The sequence below is a fragment of the Sphaerisporangium sp. TRM90804 genome, assembly GCF_029846175.1.
Lineage (GTDB): Bacteria > Actinomycetota > Actinomycetes > Streptosporangiales > Streptosporangiaceae > Sphaerisporangium.
Genome location: NZ_JARWAC010000009.1, coordinates 250,780 through 268,163 on the forward strand (window position 1 = coordinate 250,780; position 17,384 = coordinate 268,163).

Here is a 17,384-nt window from a genome sequence, read left to right on the forward strand (position 1 = left end):
CCGCGGTGGCCGGACGTGATGCTGGCCGCATGCGAATCGAGATCGTGGTGTTCGACGGCGTCGACGAACTGGACGTGTTCGGGCCGTTCGAGGTGGTGTCGATGGCGGGCCTCGACGTCGAGCTGGTCGCCGTCGAACGCCCGGGGCCGGTGACCACCATGCGCGGCGTCCGGCTCGACGTCCCGGGGGTGCTGGGCCGGGCCGACGGCGTGATCGTGCCGGGCGGCGGATGGCTGAACCGGGCCGCCGAGGGCGCCTGGGCGCAGGCGCGGCGCGGCGTGCTCCCGGCCCGGCTGGCCGCGATGGCGCCCTCGGCCCGCTGGATGGCGTCGGTGTGCACCGGCGGGCTGCTGCTGGCCGCGGCGGGGCTGCTGACGCGCCGGCGGGCCACCACCAACCGCAACGCCTACGAGGAGCTGCGCGCCTACGATGTCACCGTCGTGGAGGAACGTGTCGTCGACGACGGTGACCGCGTCACCGCGGGCGCGCTCACCTCCGGGCTCGACCTGGGGCTGCGGATCGTCGAACGCGAACTCGGCGCCGCCGCGGCCGGCCGGGTCGCCGCGACCATCGAGTACCCGGCGGCCCCGGCCCGCCCCCGGTAGAGCAGTGGAGGACAGCCGCACATGGGAACCACACACGAGCGCATCACCGGGCGCCTACGGGAGTTCATCGAGGCGCAGCCGGTGTTCTTCACGGCGACCGCGCCGCTCTCCGCGACCGGCACGGTCAACCTCTCGCCCAAGGGCGTGACCGGATCGCTGGCGGTCCTGGACGACGTCACCGTGGCCTACCTCGACTTCGCCGGCAGCAACGCCGAGACCGTCGCGCACCTGCGGGAGAACGGCCGGATCACCCTGATGTGGTGCGCCTTCCAGGGGCCGCCGAACATCGTGCGGGTGCACGGGCGCGGCGAGCCGGTCTTCCGGGACGACCCGCGGTGGGCGGGCCTGGTCGCCCGCTTCCCGGCCGTCGACCCCGGGCCGCACGGGCTGCGGGCGATCGTCGTGGTCCGCGCCGAGCTGATCAGGGACACCTGCGGCTTCGCCGTGCCTCTCATGACCTACGACGAGGATCGCGATCTGCACGCCAGGCGCTTCGCGCGGGAGGACGACGCGTCGCTGAGCGACTACTTCGCCCGCAAGGAGCACATCGCCGCCAGCATCGACGGCCTGCCCGGCCTGCCCCTGCCGTTGCCGCCGACCCCCGGGCGCCCGGCGAGCCGGTGACGGGGCACCGCGCGGCCGCGGGCGGCCCCGGGTCCATGGCCGGGCGCCGTCTTCGGACCGGGCCCCTTCTCCCGAACCGGGCCGCGTCTTCGGAACGGGCCGCGCGGCCGTCGCCAGAGACCGTCCGGCGGCGCCAGGCGGTGAGCGGGTTCACGACAGCAGGCGGGCGAGTTCCACCCGCGAGCGGATGCCGAGCCTGGCGAAGATGTTGCGCAGGTGGTGCTCGACCGTGCGCGGGCTGAGGAAGAGCTGGGAGGCGACCTCCCGATTGGTGGCGCCCTCGGCGACCATGCGGGCGATCTGGTACTGCTGCGCGGTGAGCTGCCCGGCCTCGGCGGTGCAGTGCGTGCGCACGGCCTGGCCGGCGGCCCGCAGCTCGCCCCGGGCCTGCTCGACCCACAGGCGCGCCCCCAGCCGCTCGAAGGTCTCCAGCGCGCCGTGCAGGTGCTCCCGGGCCGCGCCCGGGCGCCGCTCGCGGCGCAGCGCACCGCCGAACAACAGCTGCGTGCGGGCCCTCTCGAAGGCGCACACCCCCTGCCCGTGCAGGTCCAGGGCGCGGCCGAACAGCTCCGCGGCCTCCCCCGGCCCGGCGAGCAGGGCGTGGCAGCGCATGGCGAGCGCCTGACGGTCGGGGCTGCGGGTGCTGTCGACCCAGCCGTCGAGCACCTTCAGCGCGGCCAGGGCGTGCTCGCGCTCCCCGGTGCGGGCCGCGGCCTCGATGAAGGTGGGGGCGGCCATGACGCGCACCACGAGGTGGTCGTGGCGGTGCTCGCCGCCCAGCCTCCCGGCCGCCTCGGTGACCCGGCCCGCCGCCAGGTCCAGGTGCGCCAGCGCCCAGTTGCCCAGCGCCGCGGCCACGCCCAGGCCGTGCGCGTCGGCCAGCTCGAACGCCGCGCGGGCCCGCATCCTGCAGGTCTCCTCGTCCCCGTGGACGGCCGCGGTCAGCGCCAGCCACGCCAGGTGGTGGCCGGCGGTGTTCAGCCGCCCGGTCTCCTGGGCCAGCCGCAGCCCCTCGACCGCGTTGGCGGCGACCGAGGCGTAGCGCCCCATCCAGATCTCGGCGTAGATGACCGACTCCAGCAGCTGCGGCAGCACCGAGGCCGCCCCCCGGCGCCGCGCACTCTCCACGGCCCGGGTGGCGAGCAGGTGGGCCTGGTCGTCCTCGCCGAGCAGCAGGCTGGCCACCCCGGCCCACACCATCATCGCCGGGTCGCGCACCGCGGGGGCCAGCAGCAGCACGCGGCGCAGCGGGACGGCGGCCTCGGCGTGCCGCCCGCTGAACGTCGCCGCCAGGCCCGCCAGGTAGTCGAACATGAGCTGGACCGCCGCCCGGTCGTCCGGGCGGCGCAGCGCGGCGGCGCGACGGGCGATGGCCAGGAACCGCTGGTTGTCCCCGGCGAAGAAGCCGGCCTCGGCGGCGCGCACCAGCGCGCGCACGCCAAGCTCGCGGTCGCGGTCCAGCAGCCATCCGGCTGCCGACAGGAACTTGTCGTGGGCGCTGCCGGTCTCGCCGCCCAGCAGCTCCAGGCTGCCGTGCAGCAGCTCGGCCTGCCCGCGCATCTCGGCGGTGATGGTGAGCGAGCGCAGCCGCGACAGCAGCGACCTGGCGCGCTGGGGGTGCCCGCAGGTGGAGGCGTGCCGCGCGGCCGCGGCCAGCCGCGCGGCCTTCAGGTCGCCCTGCGCGGTCAGCTCGGCGGCGCGCTCGAAGGCCAGGGACGCCCCCGGGTAGCCGCCGTTCATCGGCGCGTGCCCGGCCGCCTCGGCCAGCTCGTCGCCGAGCTCCTCGGCCGGGCCGTCCAGGGCCCAGGCCCGGTGCCAGGCGCGGCGCAGGCGCTGGTGCCGCTGGTCCAGCACCCCGGCCAGCAGGCGGTGGGCCGCGCGCCGCCGGGCCAGCGAGGCGGAGGCGTAGGCGACCGGGCGCATCGCCGGCTCGCCGAAGACGTACCCGTCCTGGACGACGCGGACGACACCCGCGCGCTCGGCGGGCTCCAGGGCCGTCAGGGCGCAGCGCGGCTCGGCGGCGCGCAGCAGCGTGGCGGTGTCCAGGTCGTGGTCGGCGGCCAGCAGCAGGAGCAGGTGGCGGGTGGCGCCGGGCAGGCGGGCCAGCTGCTCGGCGTAGGCCTGCCACAGCCTTCCGCCGGGCGGCACGCAGGTCGGCGGCGGCGCGGTTCCCTCCAGCTGCTCGGGGGTGAGCGAGCCGATGAGCTCGGTGAGCGCGAGCGGGTTGCCGGCGGCCACCCGCTCCAGCGCGGCTCGCACGTCCTCGGGCGGCCGCCCCGGTACCAGGTCGTCGGCCAGCTCGCGGCTCGCCGTCTCCCCGAGCGGGCCGAGCACCCGCGCCGGGACGCCGCCGGGGGCCGCGATCGCCGTGCCGTGGTCGCCGCGGGCGGCGAACAGCAGGGCGACCCGCTCGCCCGCCAGGCGGCGGGCGGCGAAGAACAGGCTCTCGCGGCTGGCGGCGTCCAGCAGGTGGGCGTCGTCGACGCAGACCAGGACGGGCCCGCGTTCGGCGATGGCCGACAGCAGGTCGAGCACGGCCGCGGGCAGCGCGAGCCCGGTGCCTGCCGTGCCGGTCAGCAGGGCCCGTCCCAGCACCGCGGCCCGCGCGCGGGGCAGGCGCGCCAGCGTGCCCGCCACCGGGCGCAGCAGGGCGTGCAGCCCCGACAGCGGGACCCGCGACTCGGCCCGCACGCCGGCCGCCCGCAGCACGACGAAGTCGCGGGCCCGGTGGGCGGCGGCGTCCAGCAGGGCGGTCTTGCCCGTTCCCGGGCCGCCGAGCAGGAGCATGGCCGCGCCCTGCGCCTGGCGCGCGCCGTCCAGGAGGCGGTCGAGGGCGGCCAGCTCCGGGTCTCGGCCGCGCAGGATCGGTGTCCAGGGGGTGCCGGCGGCGGGAGACACGCCTTCAGTGTCACGCGCGGACGCCCCGACAAGAAGGGGTGCCGTCGCCGTGGTTCCGTGTTTACCGGATAACCGGTGAAATCACCGATACACCGGGGCCGCCCGGCCGGCGGCCGTCGCGCGGACCCTGCCGCCACCCCGCAGCGCCGGGAATGAGGGGCGGGCTAGGGGTCCCGCCGCGGTCAGGGTGCGCGTGATGCTGGTGAACGCGCTCGTGCCGCAAGACGGTGTTCGCGCGCGGGTCCGCGGGCCGCCGTCCGGCGCGGCGCCCAGGGGGGCGGGATCGGTCTCTACGAGCGGGCGGCTCTGGACGTCTACGATCGGCGAGGTGACGACCCCAGCGGTACGGAGCGATATCTAGGAGGCCCGACATGCCGCAGCAGTTCGAGCTACGCAAGGAGATCGAGCTCAAGGCGACCCCTGAGCAGGTGTGGGACGCGATCGCCACCGGTCCCGGGGTCGACGCGTGGTTCATGGGCCGCAACGAGATCGAGGCCGGCGAGGGCGGAGCGGTGCGGCTGAGCCTGGCCGGCCACACCTCGCAGTCCACCGTGACCGCCTGGGAGCCGGGAAGGCGGCTCGCGCACTCCAACTCCCCAGGCCCCGACGGTTCGTTCCTGGCCTTCGAGTACCTCATCGAGGCGCGCGGCGGCGGCAGCACCGTGATGCGCCTGGTGCAGAGCGGCGTCCTGGGCGGCGACAACTGGGAGACCGAGTACGAGGCGATGAAGGAGGGCTGGGACATGTACCTGCACTCCCTCGGCCAGTACCTCACGCACTTCCCCGGCAGGAGCGCGCAGGTGGTCTCGGTCATCAAGCCGCAGGCCCCCGAGCGCGACCAGGCGTGGGACCAGGTCAAGACCCGGCTCGGCCTGACCGGCACCGTCAGCGAGGGCGACCCGGTGCGGCTGGCGCTTACCGAGCCGACCGGGGTGGTCCGCGGCTCGCGCCTGATCCGGGGCCGCAGGATCTCCCTGCGCGGCGCCGGCGCCCCCGCCCCCGCGACCGGCGGCACCATGACCGCCACCATGGACGCCCCCGGGCGGGTCTTCGACATCACCGGGGCCGGCCTGATCAAGGGCATCAGCACGTCCCTGCCGGCCGAGAGGGTCACCGGCTCGGGGCTGGTGGAGGGGGTCGTCGACTACGCCGGGTTCCCCACCTTCCTCGGGGTGCGCACCGACCAGGGGCTGTTCCGCTTCATCCACTCCGGCGCCGACCGGGGCAACGTGATGATCCTGGGTCACCACATCTTCGACGACGTCAACGTCGAGCAGACCCAGTACTCCTGGCAGTCCTGGCTCGACCGCACCCTCGTCACGCCCGAAGACGCCTGAGCGCCCGGCCCACCCGCCCGCGCCGAACGGCGCGGGCCGGTCGGCGCAGATGTCCCGACGTGATGGATGGTGGGGCGGCCACGCCATCAGGCGTGGCCGCCCAGTCAAATGGGCGGAGCGCTCAGACGCACCTCCACAGGCGCCGCCCGGCGCCGCCCCGTCCGGCCGACCGTGAGAATGCCGGGGCCGCGACGAAAGAGACCACCCGGTTCGCAGGCCCCCTTCGCCTTGCCCGGCCACAGCGCTTCGCCGAGCCGGGCCGCGATCCCCTCGCCGCGACCGAAGAGATCGCCCGGTTCGCAGCCCTCTTCACCTCGCCGCGCCGCGGCGCCCCGCCGAGCCGGGCGGCGGTCCGTCGTGGCGAACCACGTGCCAGGAGCCGGCCCGTGGGCGGACCGGCCGGGGCGTCACCCGGTGCGCGGCCCGGCGTGGGTACGCCGGGCCGGGACGGTGCCGGGTCGGTGCCGGGTCGGGCGCCGATGCCCCCGTGGGGGCGGGTCAGGCGAACAGGTCGGTGAGCCACTCCTGCCAGGCCTGCTCGGTCTCGGCGGGGTCCACGTCGTCGGTGAACAGGTGGTGCGCCAGCATTACGGTGCCGGGCACGCCCTCGCTGAAGCGGTAGAGGCCGTCGCCGGTGCGCACCCCGAGGAAGTCGGGCGAGGCGTGGTCGACGATGCCCTCGATGGGCTCGAACCCGGCGGGGGTCAGCCGGACGTTGTCGCCGCGCGAGACGGGCCCGGCGAGCCCCAGCCCTCGTTCGAGCACCGTCCACACCGTCGCCAGCCCCAGGCCCTCCGGCGCGTGGACGGGGTACACGACCACGGCGAGCTGGCCGGGGAAGTGGGTGAGGTACTGGTCGAGTGTGTGCAGGTACATGTCCCAGCCCTTGTTCATTGCGTCTGCTCCCTTCGCGGCGCTTGCGAGCACGCTGCCGCTCCCCGGGTCGCGGGGTCGATGAATGGATCGGTGTCTCGTGGACGTGCGTCGTACGGCGGTCGTCCGCCGTCTGCCGGTTCGGGGGCCCCGGTGGTGCGCACCGGATGTCCCGGACCGTCTGCCGCCCGTCGCCGGGGGGCTGGAACCGTGCGCCCCGGGCGGGAAGGGCGTCGCGCCTCGGCGGCGCTGGCCGGTCGCCCTGGTGGGCGCCGGCCCGCCGGTCAGGCGCGTTCTGGCTGCTCAGACCGGGCTCGTGGCCTTGCTCTGGTCGGTGTGCCGGTCATGACGGGTCGCCTCGGCCGGGCTCCTCGCCGGCGTCCGCCGGCCAGATCGTCACGCCCGTCGTGGCGGAGGCCGCCAGGTCGGCCGGGGTGTCGGTCACGGTGGAGGCCGACAGCGTGGGGTGCAGGGCGACGACCAGCCGGTGCTCGCGCCCGCCGGGGGCGTCGTGGTCGTGGTAGCGCGCCACCAGGGACGTCACCGTCTCTGCCAGCTCGGCGGCGAACGCCGCCCGGTCGGCCGCCGAGGCGAACCGCACCTGGCCGTCGACGGCGAACGTGGCCACCCGCTTGCCGGCGCCGGAGGCCCCGGCGAGCAGCTCGCCCACCTCGCGCACCAGCCGCGAGGCCACCGCGAGCAGCCACCGGGCCGACAGGCGGTCGGGGGCGTGCGCCGGGTCGGGCTGCAGGGCCGCCAGCACCCGGGGGGAGATGACGTAGGAGGCCGCGGTCGCCCGCATGACCCGCTCGACCATCGCGCCCTTGCGCCGCCGGCCCACCAGCTCGACCAGGCCGTGTCGCTCCAGGGCGCCGATGTGGTAGTTCACCTTCTGCCGCGCGAGGCCCACCCGCTCGGCCACCGCCGCCGCCGAAGCCGGCCGCGCCAGCTCGGCGAGCAGGCGCGCGCGCACCGGATCCATGCAGACTTCCGCCGCCGCCGGGTCCTCGATCACCGCAACTTCGAACATGAGTCAACGGTCTCACCGACAACTTTTTTTGTCAAGCCTATTCGAGTTGTCGGCTGAGCGGTTCTTTCGCGAGGTCCCCGGTCGGCGGGCGTCCGGCGGCTCCGCCCACCGGCCTGCGAACGGTGCGGTGCGGTAGACATACGCCATGCGCCCTGAACCCGGACAGGTGTTGCACTTCTCCGAGGACCCGACGATCACCCGGTTCGTCCCGCACGTGGCGGCCACCGCGCGGCAGCCGGCGGCGTACGTATGGGCCGTCGACCACGCGCGAGCGCCCGACTACTGGTTTCCCCGCGCCTGCCCGCGGGCGATGGCCTGGTGCTTGCCCACGACGTCGGCGGCCGACCGGCGCCACATATTGGGCCCCGGAGGCGGCGAGCGCGTCCACGCGATCGAGTACGCCTGGGTCGGCAGGCTGCTCGACGTCCGGTTGTTCGCCTACCGGCTCCCCGCGGCCCCGTTCACGCCCTTCGGCGGACCGGACTCGCACGCGGTCGTCGCCACCGAGCCGGTCGAGCCCCTCGGCCCGCCCGAACCGGTCGGCGACCTGCTCCGGTTGCACGACGACGCCGGCATCCAGCTGCGGGTGCTCGACAACCTGTGGGGGTTCTGGGACGCCGTGACGGCCGGCACGCTGGGCTTCAGCGGCATCCGCCTGCGGAACGCCCGGCCTCGGCCGGGCGGCTGAACGCCGCCCTACGCCCAGCGGTGAATTCGTCAGGCCACCTTGACGTCAGATCGTCTTGACGCGAGCGTGGACGGCATGGTCACCCCTGACGATCTCGAGAAGCGATTCACGCTGCTGACCGCCGTCGGCCGCTACGACACCCTGCGAACCCGCGACGCGCTGGCCTCCGCCGCCGCGCAGGAGGACCTCGGGCCCGGCATGCCCGAGCCCGACGCGCCCCCGCTCACCGAGCAGGAGGCCCTGGAGCTCCTGGCGCTGGGCGAGGTGCTGGTCCGCAAGGCCGCCTACGGACGCCAGCTCGCCGTGCGGTCGGCGCGTGCCGCCGGCGCCTCGTGGGCGCAGATCGGCGCGGCCCTGGGCACCACCAAGCAGGCCGCCTGGGAGGCGCACGGCCGCTGGATCGACGACCAGGCCGAACAGTACCGCCGCAGCGGCTACGAGGGCTTCGACGCGCACGACACCGCCGCCGCCCGCGCACTCGCCGGAGACCCCGAGACCCCCGCCTGACCCCCGCCGCGCGGATCTCCTCGGCGGGGCCGGCCGTCCTCGCTCAGCCGAGGCCGCGCCGCCGTCCGTCAGACACCGGCCCGGCTGGACGGCCGAGCCGGCACCTTGGACACCCCGCCCGACCCCGCCGCGCGGACTGCTTGGGCGGGGCCGGCCGTTCCTGGCTCAGCCGAGGCCGCGCCGCCGTCCGTCAGACACCGGCCCGGCCGGAGGGCCGGGCCGGCGCCCCGGACGGCCGGGCCGGCGCACCGGGCGGGGCCTGGGCGGTCGGGGTGCGCAGGACGGCCAGGGTTGCGATCAGGGCGGCGACGATGAGGCCGGTGCCGGCGGCGAAGGCCAGCCGGAAGCCGCCGGTCAGGGCGTCGGCCGGGGGCCGGCCGGCCGCCAGCAGCTCGCCGGTGCGCGAGGCCGCCAGCGCCGACAGCACCGCCAGGCCCAGCGCTCCGCCCACCGCCTGGGTGGTGTTGAACAGCCCCGAGGCCAGCCCCGCGTCGCCGGGCGTGGCGCCCGACATGGCCAGCGAGGTCAGCGCCGGGATCGCCAGCCCGAAGCCGCCGATGAGCAGCATCACCGGCAGCAGGTGCGCCAGGTAGCGGCCGTCGACGGGCAGGCGGGTGAGCAGGCCCAGCGCCACCAGCAGGAGCCCCAGGCCCGCCAGCAGCACCGCCCGCTCCCCGAAGCGCGCGGTCAGCCGGGCCGACAGGCCCAGCGAGGCCACCCCGATGACCAGCGCGGCCGGCAGCATGGCCAGGCCGGTGCCCGCGGCCCCGTACCCGAGCACCTGCTGCGCGTACAGCGCCACCAGCACCTGGAAGCCGAACAGGGCCGAGACCATGAAGACCTGGACGAGGTTGGCGCCCCACACCGCGCGTGGGCGCAGCACCCGCGGCGGAAGCAGCGGCGCGGCGATCCGGGCCTGGCGGACGGCGAAGGCCGCGAGCAGCGCGAGCGCCAGCGCGCCCAGCCCGAGGGTGCGCGCCGACGTCCAGCCGTGGCGGGCGGTCTCCACGATGGTGAACACCCCCAGCGTCAGCCCGGAGGTGACCAGGATCGCGCCGGGCGCGTCGGCCCCGGCGCGGAGCCCGGCGCCGCGGTCGGGGGCGAGCACCCGCACGGCCAGCAGGGCGGCGGCCAGCCCGATCGGCAGGTTGATCAGGAAGATCCAGTTCCAGGCGAGGGCCTGGGTGATCACGCCGCCGAGCACCAGGCCGAGGGAGGCTCCCGCGGCGCCGACGAAGCTGAACGCGCCGACCGCCCTGGCCCGCTCGCCCGGCTCGGGGAACAGCGTCACGATCATGCCGAGGCTGACGGCGGAGGCCATCGCGCCGCCCGCGCCCTGCAGGAACCGGGCCGCCACCAGCGTGGCCGGGTTCGGGGCGATCCCGCACAGCGCCGAGGCGGCGGTGAACAGGGCCAGGCCGGCGACGAACAGCCGCCTGCGGCCGAGCAGGTCGCCCAGGCGTCCGGCCAGCAGCAGCAGCCCGCCGAAGGGGACCATGTAGGCGTTCACCGTCCAGGGCAGGTCGGCGGCGGAGAAGCCGAGGTCGCGCTGGATGGCGGGCAGCGCGACCGTCACGATGCTGCCGTCCAGGATGATCATCAGCATGCCGGCGCAGAGCACGACGAGCGCGAGCGTGCGCGACCGGCCGGGCGGCGGGACGGGGTGTGACATGGCTGCGGACCTCCAATGGTGCACGACTTGTTACAGGGCACATCGTGTGTGACCATGTGGGTCGGCGGAAGGAGGCACTTTCTTGTCCCAGGGGAACAGCGATGTGACACCGCAGCTCGCGGCGCTGGACGAGATCTGTCCTGTGGTGGAGGTCATCAACCGGGTCAGCGGCAAGTGGAGCATCGGCATCCTGGTCGCGACCGCCAAGGGGCCGATCCGGTTCACCGAGCTGGAGCGCACGGTCAAGGGCATCAGCCGCCGCATGCTCACCCTCACCCTGCGCAACCTCGAACGCGACGGCCTGCTGGTGCGCACCGTCCACCCCACCGTGCCGCCCAAGGTCGAGTACACCGCCACCGAGATGGCCCGCGAGCTGTACGAGTCGCTGGTCACGCTGACGGCCTGGGCCGAGCGCAACCAGCCCGCCATAGCCGCCGCCCGGCAGGCCTACGACCACGGCGCCGCCCCCGCGGCGAAGTCCTCCTCCCGCTGACACCCCGCGCCGCCGTCCGGCCGGGTCCCCGGCCTGGTAGCCGTCTACCGGGACTCCGACCCTCTGCGGCCGCCGCCCGGCCGGCCGCCCGCGCGGCGGCGTGGTGGCCTCGTGCCGTGACGGGCGGCGGGCGCGGCTGCGCCTGAGCGGGGACGTCGCGGTCCGGTCAGCGGACGGTGCGCCGGTGGTGCGGGGACGGTCAGCGCCCTGGCCCAGGCTGCGGGCAGACGACATCTCGCAGCGGGCGAAGGAGCTTGAAATGGCGGACCCGGCATGAGCGACACCACCATCACCGCGGGGCGCAAAGAGTGGATCGGGCTGGCCGTGCTCGTGCTGCCCTGCCTGCTGGTCTCGATGGACATCAGCGTGCTGTTCTTCGCGGTGCCCTTCATCAGCGCCGACCTGCGGCCGACCGGCACCGAGCAACTGTGGATCATGGACGTCTACGCGTTCGTGCTGGCCGGAATGCTGATCACCATGGGGGCCCTCGGCGATCGGGTCGGGCGGCGGCGGCTCCTGCTGATCGGCGGCGCGGCGTTCGGAGCCGCCTCCCTGCTGGCGGCCTACTCCACCAGCGCGGAGATGCTGATCCTCACCCGGGCCCTGCTCGGCCTGGCCGGGGCGACGCTGATGCCCTCCACGCTGGCCCTGATCCGCAACATGTTCCCCGACCCGGCCCAGCGCAAGACGGCCATCGCCCTGTGGACGGCGGGCATGACCAGCGGCGCGATCGTGGGGCCCATCGTCGGCGGGTTCCTGCTGGAGCACTTCTGGTGGGGGTCGGCGTTCCTGGTCAACGTGCCCGCCATGGTGCTGCTGCTGGTGTGCGGCCCGCTGCTGCTGCCGGAGTTCCGCGCCCCGAGCGCCGGGGCCTTCGACCTGATGGGCGCCGTGCTGTCGCTGGCGGCCGTCATCGCGGTGATCTACGGGATCAAGCAGACGGCCGTGGACGGGGCCGGCGTCACCCCGCTGGCCGTCCTGCTCGCCGGCCTGGCCGCCGGAGCGCTGTTCGTCGCCAGGCAGCGCCGGCACCCGGCTCCGCTGGTCGACCTGACCCTGTTCCGCCACCGCGCCTTCGGCGGCGCGCTGGCCGTCAACGTGATGACGCTGTTCGGCTTCGTGGGGATCACGTTGTTCACCAGCCAGTACATGCAGCTCGTGCTCGGCCTCACCCCCTTCGCCGCCGCGCTGTGGTCGATCTCCGTGTTCCCGGGGATCGCGGGCGCGATCGCCCTGTCGGGCGTGATGGCCGCGCGTGTCCGCCCGGCCTACGTCCTGGGGACGGGTCTGCTGGTCACCGTGGCGGGGCTGCTGGTGCTGACCCAGCTGCGGACGGGCTCGCCGCTGGGGATGCTGCTGGTGGGAGCGGCCCTGGTGGCGGCGGGCATCGTGATGGCCTCAACCCTGACAGCCGACCTCATCCTGACGGCCGCGCCGCCCGAGCGGGCAGGGGCCGCCTCGGCGATGTCGGAGACCGGCAGCGAGCTGGGCGGTGCGCTGGGGCTGGCCATCCTGGGCAGCGTCGGCGCCGCCGTCTACCACCACCGGATGGCCGACGTGCTGGCGGCCGCCCCGCTGACCGGCGTGTCACCCGAGGCGCTGCGGGCGGCCGAGGACACCCTGGGCGGCGCCGCCGCCGTGGCCGCCGGACTTCCCGGCCAGGCCGGGGCCGCCATGCTGCGGGCCGGGCAGGAGGCCTTCACCCAGGGCCTGAACCTCGCCGCCGCGGCCGGAGCCGTCCTGCTGGCGGCCACCGCCGTGGCGACGATGATCGCCCTGCGCGCCGTGCCCCGCAGCGCGCGCCCCGCCGGCCAGGACGCCCCCGCCCCGCCCCCCGTCCCACTGCACGGCCGATGACCGCCCCCGGCGCGGGCCGGCACCCCGTCCACGCGCCGCCCCGCCGTCCGGGGGCGACCGCCGGCGGCGGGCCGGCATCCCGTCCACGCGCCGTCCCACTGCCCGGCCGGTGAGCGCGCCCCCGGCCGCCGGCCCTGCGCCGCCCGCCCTCCGGGGTGACGGCGCCCCGGTGCCGGCCCGGCCTCCCGGGTCGCCGGTATCCGGGTGGTAACCGGGCACCCGGCTAGCATCCGGCGATGAACCGACAGCCGAGCGGGACCGCCGCGCGCATCCAGGAGGAGCCGATGGACGAGGAGATCGTCGACAGCCCGGACGCGTGGGTGGCCGGTCACATCCAGCGGTTCCTGGCCACCGGCGGCCTGCCCCGGCCGGGCACGCGCGATCTGCTGCTCACGACACGCGGCCGCAGGACGGGCAGGCTGCGCCGCACCGCCCTGGCCTACCTGCCCGACGGCCATCGCTACGTCCTGACCGCCTCCAACGCCGGGGCCGACGCCCATCCCTCCTGGTACCTGAACCTGGTCGACGACCCCCGGGTCACCGTCCAGGTCGGCACGCGCACCCTGGCCGCGCACGCGCGCACCGCGACCGGTGAGGACCGGACGCGCCTGTGGCGCCTGACGGTCGCGGCGATGCCGTCCTACCTGCGCTACCAGGAGATGACCGCCCGGGTCATCCCGGTGGTGATCGTGGAACCGACGTCGTCGCCAGGCGAGCGGACGCCGCCCGCCTGAGCGACCGCGCCGCCGTCGTGCCCGGGACTCACCCGGCGGCCTGGGCGGCGGGGGTGCCGGCGAGGGGGGCCAGGAAGCGGCGCAGGGCCGTGTTGAACTCCTCGGGCCGCTCCAGGTTGGGCAGGTGGGCGGCGGCCTCGATGACGTGCAGGGTGGAGCCGGGGATGCGCTCGTGGATGAAGCGGGCCTCGCGCACCGGGGTGAAGGCGTCGTGCCCGCCGACGACCACCAGCGCGGGGACGGCGACCCGGGTGAGCATGTCGCCGTAGTCGGGGCGTTCGGCCCGGCCGCGCAGCGCCGCCGCGGCGCCCCGCGGGGGCGCGGCGAGCATCATGGCCAGCACGTGCTCGGCGACGTCGGGCCGCGCCCGCAGGGTGTGCGGGGCCACCATGCCGGTCAGCGCCTCGCGGGCGTAACCCTCCATGCCCTCGGCGAGCAGGCGGTCGGCCTGCGCGGCGCGCGCCCTCCTGCCCTCGGGGGTCTCGGCCGGGGCCGAGGTGGCGGCGAGCAGCAGGCCGCGCACGCGGTGCGCGAACAGCCGGTGGAACTCCATCACGATCTGCCCGCCCATGGACAGCCCGCCGATCACCACCCGCCCGACGCCCAGGTGGTCCAGCAGGCCCGCGATGTCGCGGGCGAACGTCTCCAGCGGCGTGACCCCGCCCACGACGGTGCCGCCCCCGTACCCGCGCAGGTCGGGCACGATCACCCGCCACCCCTCCCGGGCGAGCGCCTCACGCTGCGGCGCCCACATCGACCGGTCGAACGGGTGCCCGTGCACCAGCACCACCGGCTCCCCGGCCCCCTGGTCGTCGTACTCGACGGTGATCCCGCCGACCTCCGCCCTGCTCATCGCGCTCCTTCTCCTATGTCCTGGCCGGTCCGTGTCCCGCCGGCCGTGCGCTTGGGTGATCGCGTCGACCTCAGCGCTGCTCATCGTGTCGCTCCCCGTGCCCAGCGGCGGGCCCGTGTCTGGTCTCCACCCCGAAGGTGAGCGCGCCGACCTCCGTGCGCCGCTTCGCGCCCCTCCCCCGGGTGTCACCCGGCCGGTCGGTGTTCCGGTAGGCGTGCTCGACCGTGATTCCGCCGAGGTGGGCCGCCGCCTTCCTCGGCGGGCGGTGCGGGCTCGCTTCGATGACGGCGATGCTAGGTCGCAGGTCCGGGTCGGTGCAATACAATTATCGCACTCGGTGCAATGATGACGACCTGATTCTCAAAGCGGGGGCGTGATGGACGACTACCGGCGGATCGCCGACGCCGTGGCCGCGGACATCGCCGCGGGGCGGCTGCGGCCCGGAGATCGCCTTCCGCCGCAGCGCGCCTTCGCCCGGCGGCGGCGGATCGCCGCCTCCACGGCCGGGCGGGTGTACGGGGAGCTGGCGCGGCGCGGGCTGGTGGTGGGTGAGGTGGGCCGGGGCACGTTCGTCCGGGCGGCCGAGCCGCGGCAGGGGCCCGCCCTGGTCGAGCCGGGCGGCTCGCGGGTGGACCTGGAGCTGAACTATCCGGTCGTCGCCGAGCAGCACGCCCTGCTGGCCGAAGGGCTGGCCGGCATGCTGCGCCCCGACGTCCTGGCCGCCGCGATGCGGCCGGCGCCGGTCGCGGGCACGGCCGCGGCCCGCGAGGCGACCGCCCGCCTGCTGGCCCGCGACGGCTGGGAGCCCGACCCCGGACGCGTCCTGTTCACCGGCAACGGGCGGCAGTCGATCGCGGGGACGGTCGCCGCGCTGGTCCCGCCCGGCGGGCGCCTGGGCGTCGAGGCGCTCACCTACCCCGTGGTCAAGGCCGTCGCCGCCCGGCTCGGCGTCACGCTGGTGCCGATCGCCGGGGACGAGTCGGGCCTGCGTCCCGACGCCCTGGCCGCCGCCCACCGCGGCACCCCGCTGCGCGCGGTGTACCTGCAGCCGACGCTGCACAACCCGACCTCCGTCACCATGCCGCCCCGGCGGCGCGAGGAGCTGGCCCGCACGCTCGGGGAGCTGGGGCTGTACGCCGTCGAGGACGCCGTCTGGGCGTTCCTGCACACCGGCCCCGCCCTCCCGCTGGCCGCGCTCGCGCCCGAGCGCACCGTGGTCGTCGACAGCCTGTCCAAGCGCCTCGCCCCCGGCCTGACCGCCGGTTTCGTGCTGGCCCCGCCCGCCCTGGCCGGCCCGGTGTCGGCCGCACTTCGCTCGGGCGCCTGGACGGCCACCGGGTTCGCCCTGGCGGCCGCGACCCGGTGGATGAGCGACGGCACCGCGGACGCCCTGCAGCGCGCCAAGCGCGAGGACGCCGCCGCGCGCCAGCGCGTCGCGGCCACCCGGCTGGCCGGGCACGCCGTCCGCGCCGACCCCCGCGCCTACTACTGCTGGTGGGAGCTGCCCGAGCCGTGGCGGGCCGACACCTTCGTCGCCGCGGCGGCCCGGCACGGCATCGCGCTCACCCCCGCCGCCTCCTTCGCCACCGGCGCCGCCGGCCCGCCCGCCGTACGCGTGGCCCTGGCCTCCCCGCCGCTCCCGGTCCTGTCAAGCGCACTGGCGACCCTGGCCGAGCTGGCGAGCGGCAGCCCCGAAGACGCCCTCGCCGAGTGACCCCCGGCGCGGCCCCCACCGCGGCGACGGTGACCGCGACCGCCGGGTGCTCGCGGCCGCCTCCCGGGCAGGGCGTCGTCGCGAGGCGGCGGCCGGTGGTCGCCTGAGCCGCCCCGAGGACGCCCCCGCCGGCTGATGTCCGGCGCGGCCCCCACCGGCGGCGACGATGGTCCGAAACCTCCGGGGCGCTCTGGGCGGCCACCTCCCGCGGGGTGTTCCCGCGGGTAGGAGCTGCCGCGAGTCGTCCGGGGAGCGCCGGGGACACCTCGCCGGCTCGTGCTCGGCGCGGGGCGTGCCGGCCCGCCGGGTGCTCCATCCTGGGAGTGATAGGGCCAGGACGGCGGCGCATTCGCGCCCGTAATGTCGCCTTATGGACAACGAGCACCTACTCGGGGAGTTCCTGCGTGCCCGGCGCGAGCTCGTCCGGCCCGAGGACTTCGGCCTGCCGGGCGCCGGGCGCCGCCGGGTGGCGGGGCTGCGCCGCGAGGAGGTGGCGATGCTGGCCGGCGTCAGCTCCGACTACTACATACGCCTGGAGCAGGGCCGCGACCGGCACCCGTCCGAGGAGGTGCTGGACGCCCTCGGCCGGGCGCTGAAGCTGAAGGCCGAGGAGCTGACGCACCTGCGGGAACTGGCCCGCGCCAAGCCGCGCCGCCGCCGGCCGTCCTCCCGTCCCGAACGCGCCGGCCGGGGGCTGCTGAGCATGCTGGAGAGCATGCCGCACCTGCCCGCCCTGGTGCTGGGCCGCTACTTCGACGTCCTGGCCGCCAACTCGCTCGGCTCGGCCCTGCTCGGCCGCGACACCGGCAACCTGGTGCGCATGGTGTTCCTCGACCCCGCCGCCCGCGCGCTGTTCCCCCGATGGGAGACCGTGGCCGAGGACGCCGTCGCCGCGCTGCGCAAGGCCGCCGGCGCCGACGTGGACGACCCCCGGCTGGCCGCGCTGGTCGGCGAGCTGTCGATCAAGAGCCAGCCGTTCGCCCGGATGTGGGGGCGCCACGAGGTGCGCGGCAAGGCGCACGCCGCCAAGCTCTTCGACCACCCGCTGGTGGGCCGGCTGAGCCTCACGTACGAGACGTTCACCGTCAACAGCGCGGCCGGGCAGCAGCTCCTCGTCTACCAGGCCGACCCCGAGGGCCCGTCAGCCGCCGCCCTGGCCCTGCTGGGCAGCCTGGTCGCCGACGCACCCGCCGCCCACCTCGCCCAGCCGGAGACCGACCAGCAGACCTCCACCACCCCCTGATCCGGCCCACCGCCAACCGTCCGCCTCCGCCCGCCGGAGACCGAGACCGACCGGCGGGCCACCACCCCTGGCCCGTCCCCGGGGTAGCGCCCACCTCCAACCGTCCACCTCCCCAGCCGGAGCCCGGGGCCGGTCATGACAACCGCCCGATGGGTAGCGTTCTGCGGCGAAGCAGGCCTTTTTGACACTGCGCTTGCGCCGCGATTAGCGTGATCGGGACAGTAGCCGCCCGGTCGGCGCCGCCGTGCGCCCGTCG

Annotated in this window: 15 protein-coding genes; 10 read left to right on the top strand and 5 right to left on the bottom strand. The window is 76.0% G+C overall.

Annotation, left to right across the window (positions count from 1 at the left end; all coding sequences use genetic code 11):
- Positions 1 to 29 precede the first annotated feature (29 nt).
- Both PYR91_RS11900 and PYR91_RS11905 read left to right on the top strand, forming a co-directional pair.
- Positions 30 to 605, top strand: a complete 576-nt coding sequence (locus tag PYR91_RS11900) for a DJ-1/PfpI family protein (RefSeq protein ID WP_279779664.1) — start codon at positions 30 to 32, stop codon at positions 603 to 605.
- A 21-nt stretch (positions 606 to 626) separates the two neighbouring features.
- Positions 627 to 1,229, top strand: coding sequence for a pyridoxamine 5'-phosphate oxidase family protein (locus tag PYR91_RS11905; RefSeq protein WP_279779665.1), 603 nt, complete (start codon positions 627 to 629; stop codon positions 1,227 to 1,229).
- 150 nt (positions 1,230 to 1,379) lie between these two features.
- Here the strand turns inward: PYR91_RS11905 and PYR91_RS11910 are convergent, their stop codons facing one another.
- Positions 1,380 to 4,127 carry a LuxR family transcriptional regulator gene (locus tag PYR91_RS11910; protein WP_279779666.1) on the bottom strand — a complete coding sequence of 916 codons (2,748 nt, stop codon included), beginning with the start codon at positions 4,125 to 4,127 and terminating at the stop codon, positions 1,380 to 1,382.
- 371 nt (positions 4,128 to 4,498) lie between these two features.
- Between PYR91_RS11910 and PYR91_RS11915 the strand changes: the two genes are divergently transcribed.
- Positions 4,499 to 5,464: an SRPBCC domain-containing protein gene (locus tag PYR91_RS11915; RefSeq protein ID WP_279779668.1), complete on the top strand. Its 966-nt coding sequence runs from the start codon at positions 4,499 to 4,501 to the stop codon at positions 5,462 to 5,464.
- A gap of 498 nt (positions 5,465 to 5,962) precedes the next feature.
- On the opposite strand, the gene PYR91_RS11920 is transcribed toward PYR91_RS11915, so the two are convergent.
- Together PYR91_RS11920 and PYR91_RS11925 are read right to left on the bottom strand one after the other, a co-directional pair.
- Positions 5,963 to 6,358 (bottom strand): hypothetical protein, encoded by a 396-nt coding sequence (locus PYR91_RS11920; protein ID WP_279779670.1) that lies wholly within the window; start codon positions 6,356 to 6,358, stop codon positions 5,963 to 5,965.
- A gap of 322 nt (positions 6,359 to 6,680) precedes the next feature.
- On the bottom strand, positions 6,681 to 7,367 hold the full coding sequence (locus PYR91_RS11925) for a helix-turn-helix domain-containing protein (RefSeq protein ID WP_279779671.1): 687 nt from the start codon (positions 7,365 to 7,367) through the stop codon (positions 6,681 to 6,683).
- Between the two features lie 145 nt (positions 7,368 to 7,512).
- Here PYR91_RS11925 and PYR91_RS11930 point away from each other — a divergent pair, with 145 nt between their 5' ends.
- Together PYR91_RS11930 and PYR91_RS11935 are read left to right on the top strand one after the other, a co-directional pair.
- Positions 7,513 to 8,055 carry a DUF6886 family protein gene (locus tag PYR91_RS11930; protein WP_279779672.1) on the top strand — a complete coding sequence of 181 codons (543 nt, stop codon included), beginning with the start codon at positions 7,513 to 7,515 and terminating at the stop codon, positions 8,053 to 8,055.
- Positions 8,056 to 8,130: 75 nt separating this feature from the next.
- Positions 8,131 to 8,562 (top strand): hypothetical protein, encoded by a 432-nt coding sequence (locus tag PYR91_RS11935; protein ID WP_279779673.1) that lies wholly within the window; start codon positions 8,131 to 8,133, stop codon positions 8,560 to 8,562.
- Positions 8,563 to 8,752: 190 nt separating this feature from the next.
- On the opposite strand, the gene PYR91_RS11940 is transcribed toward PYR91_RS11935, so the two are convergent.
- Positions 8,753 to 10,234 (bottom strand): MFS transporter, encoded by a 1,482-nt coding sequence (locus tag PYR91_RS11940; RefSeq protein WP_279779674.1) that lies wholly within the window; start codon positions 10,232 to 10,234, stop codon positions 8,753 to 8,755.
- Positions 10,235 to 10,316: 82 nt separating this feature from the next.
- On the opposite strand from PYR91_RS11940, the gene PYR91_RS11945 reads away from it, so the two are divergent.
- The 3 genes from PYR91_RS11945 to PYR91_RS11955 all read left to right on the top strand — a co-directional run bounded on the left by PYR91_RS11945 (position 10,317) and on the right by PYR91_RS11955 (position 13,318).
- Positions 10,317 to 10,727, top strand: a complete 411-nt coding sequence (locus tag PYR91_RS11945; RefSeq protein ID WP_279779675.1) for a helix-turn-helix domain-containing protein — start codon at positions 10,317 to 10,319, stop codon at positions 10,725 to 10,727.
- Between the two features lie 273 nt (positions 10,728 to 11,000).
- Positions 11,001 to 12,584, top strand: coding sequence for an MFS transporter (locus PYR91_RS11950; protein WP_279779676.1), 1,584 nt, complete (start codon positions 11,001 to 11,003; stop codon positions 12,582 to 12,584).
- A gap of 236 nt (positions 12,585 to 12,820) precedes the next feature.
- Complete coding sequence (locus PYR91_RS11955) at positions 12,821 to 13,318, top strand: nitroreductase/quinone reductase family protein (protein WP_279779678.1); 498 nt, start codon at positions 12,821 to 12,823, stop codon at positions 13,316 to 13,318.
- Positions 13,319 to 13,346: 28 nt separating this feature from the next.
- Here PYR91_RS11955 and PYR91_RS11960 read toward each other — a convergent pair whose 3' ends face one another.
- On the bottom strand, positions 13,347 to 14,171 hold the full coding sequence (locus PYR91_RS11960; protein ID WP_279779679.1) for an alpha/beta fold hydrolase: 825 nt from the start codon (positions 14,169 to 14,171) through the stop codon (positions 13,347 to 13,349).
- Between the two features lie 376 nt (positions 14,172 to 14,547).
- On the opposite strand from PYR91_RS11960, the gene PYR91_RS11965 reads away from it, so the two are divergent.
- Together PYR91_RS11965 and PYR91_RS11970 are read left to right on the top strand one after the other, a co-directional pair.
- Positions 14,548 to 15,885, top strand: coding sequence for a PLP-dependent aminotransferase family protein (locus tag PYR91_RS11965; RefSeq protein WP_279779681.1), 1,338 nt, complete (start codon positions 14,548 to 14,550; stop codon positions 15,883 to 15,885).
- 370 nt (positions 15,886 to 16,255) lie between these two features.
- Complete coding sequence (locus PYR91_RS11970; protein WP_279779682.1) at positions 16,256 to 17,128, top strand: helix-turn-helix transcriptional regulator; 873 nt, start codon at positions 16,256 to 16,258, stop codon at positions 17,126 to 17,128.
- Positions 17,129 to 17,384: the final 256 nt, after the last annotated feature.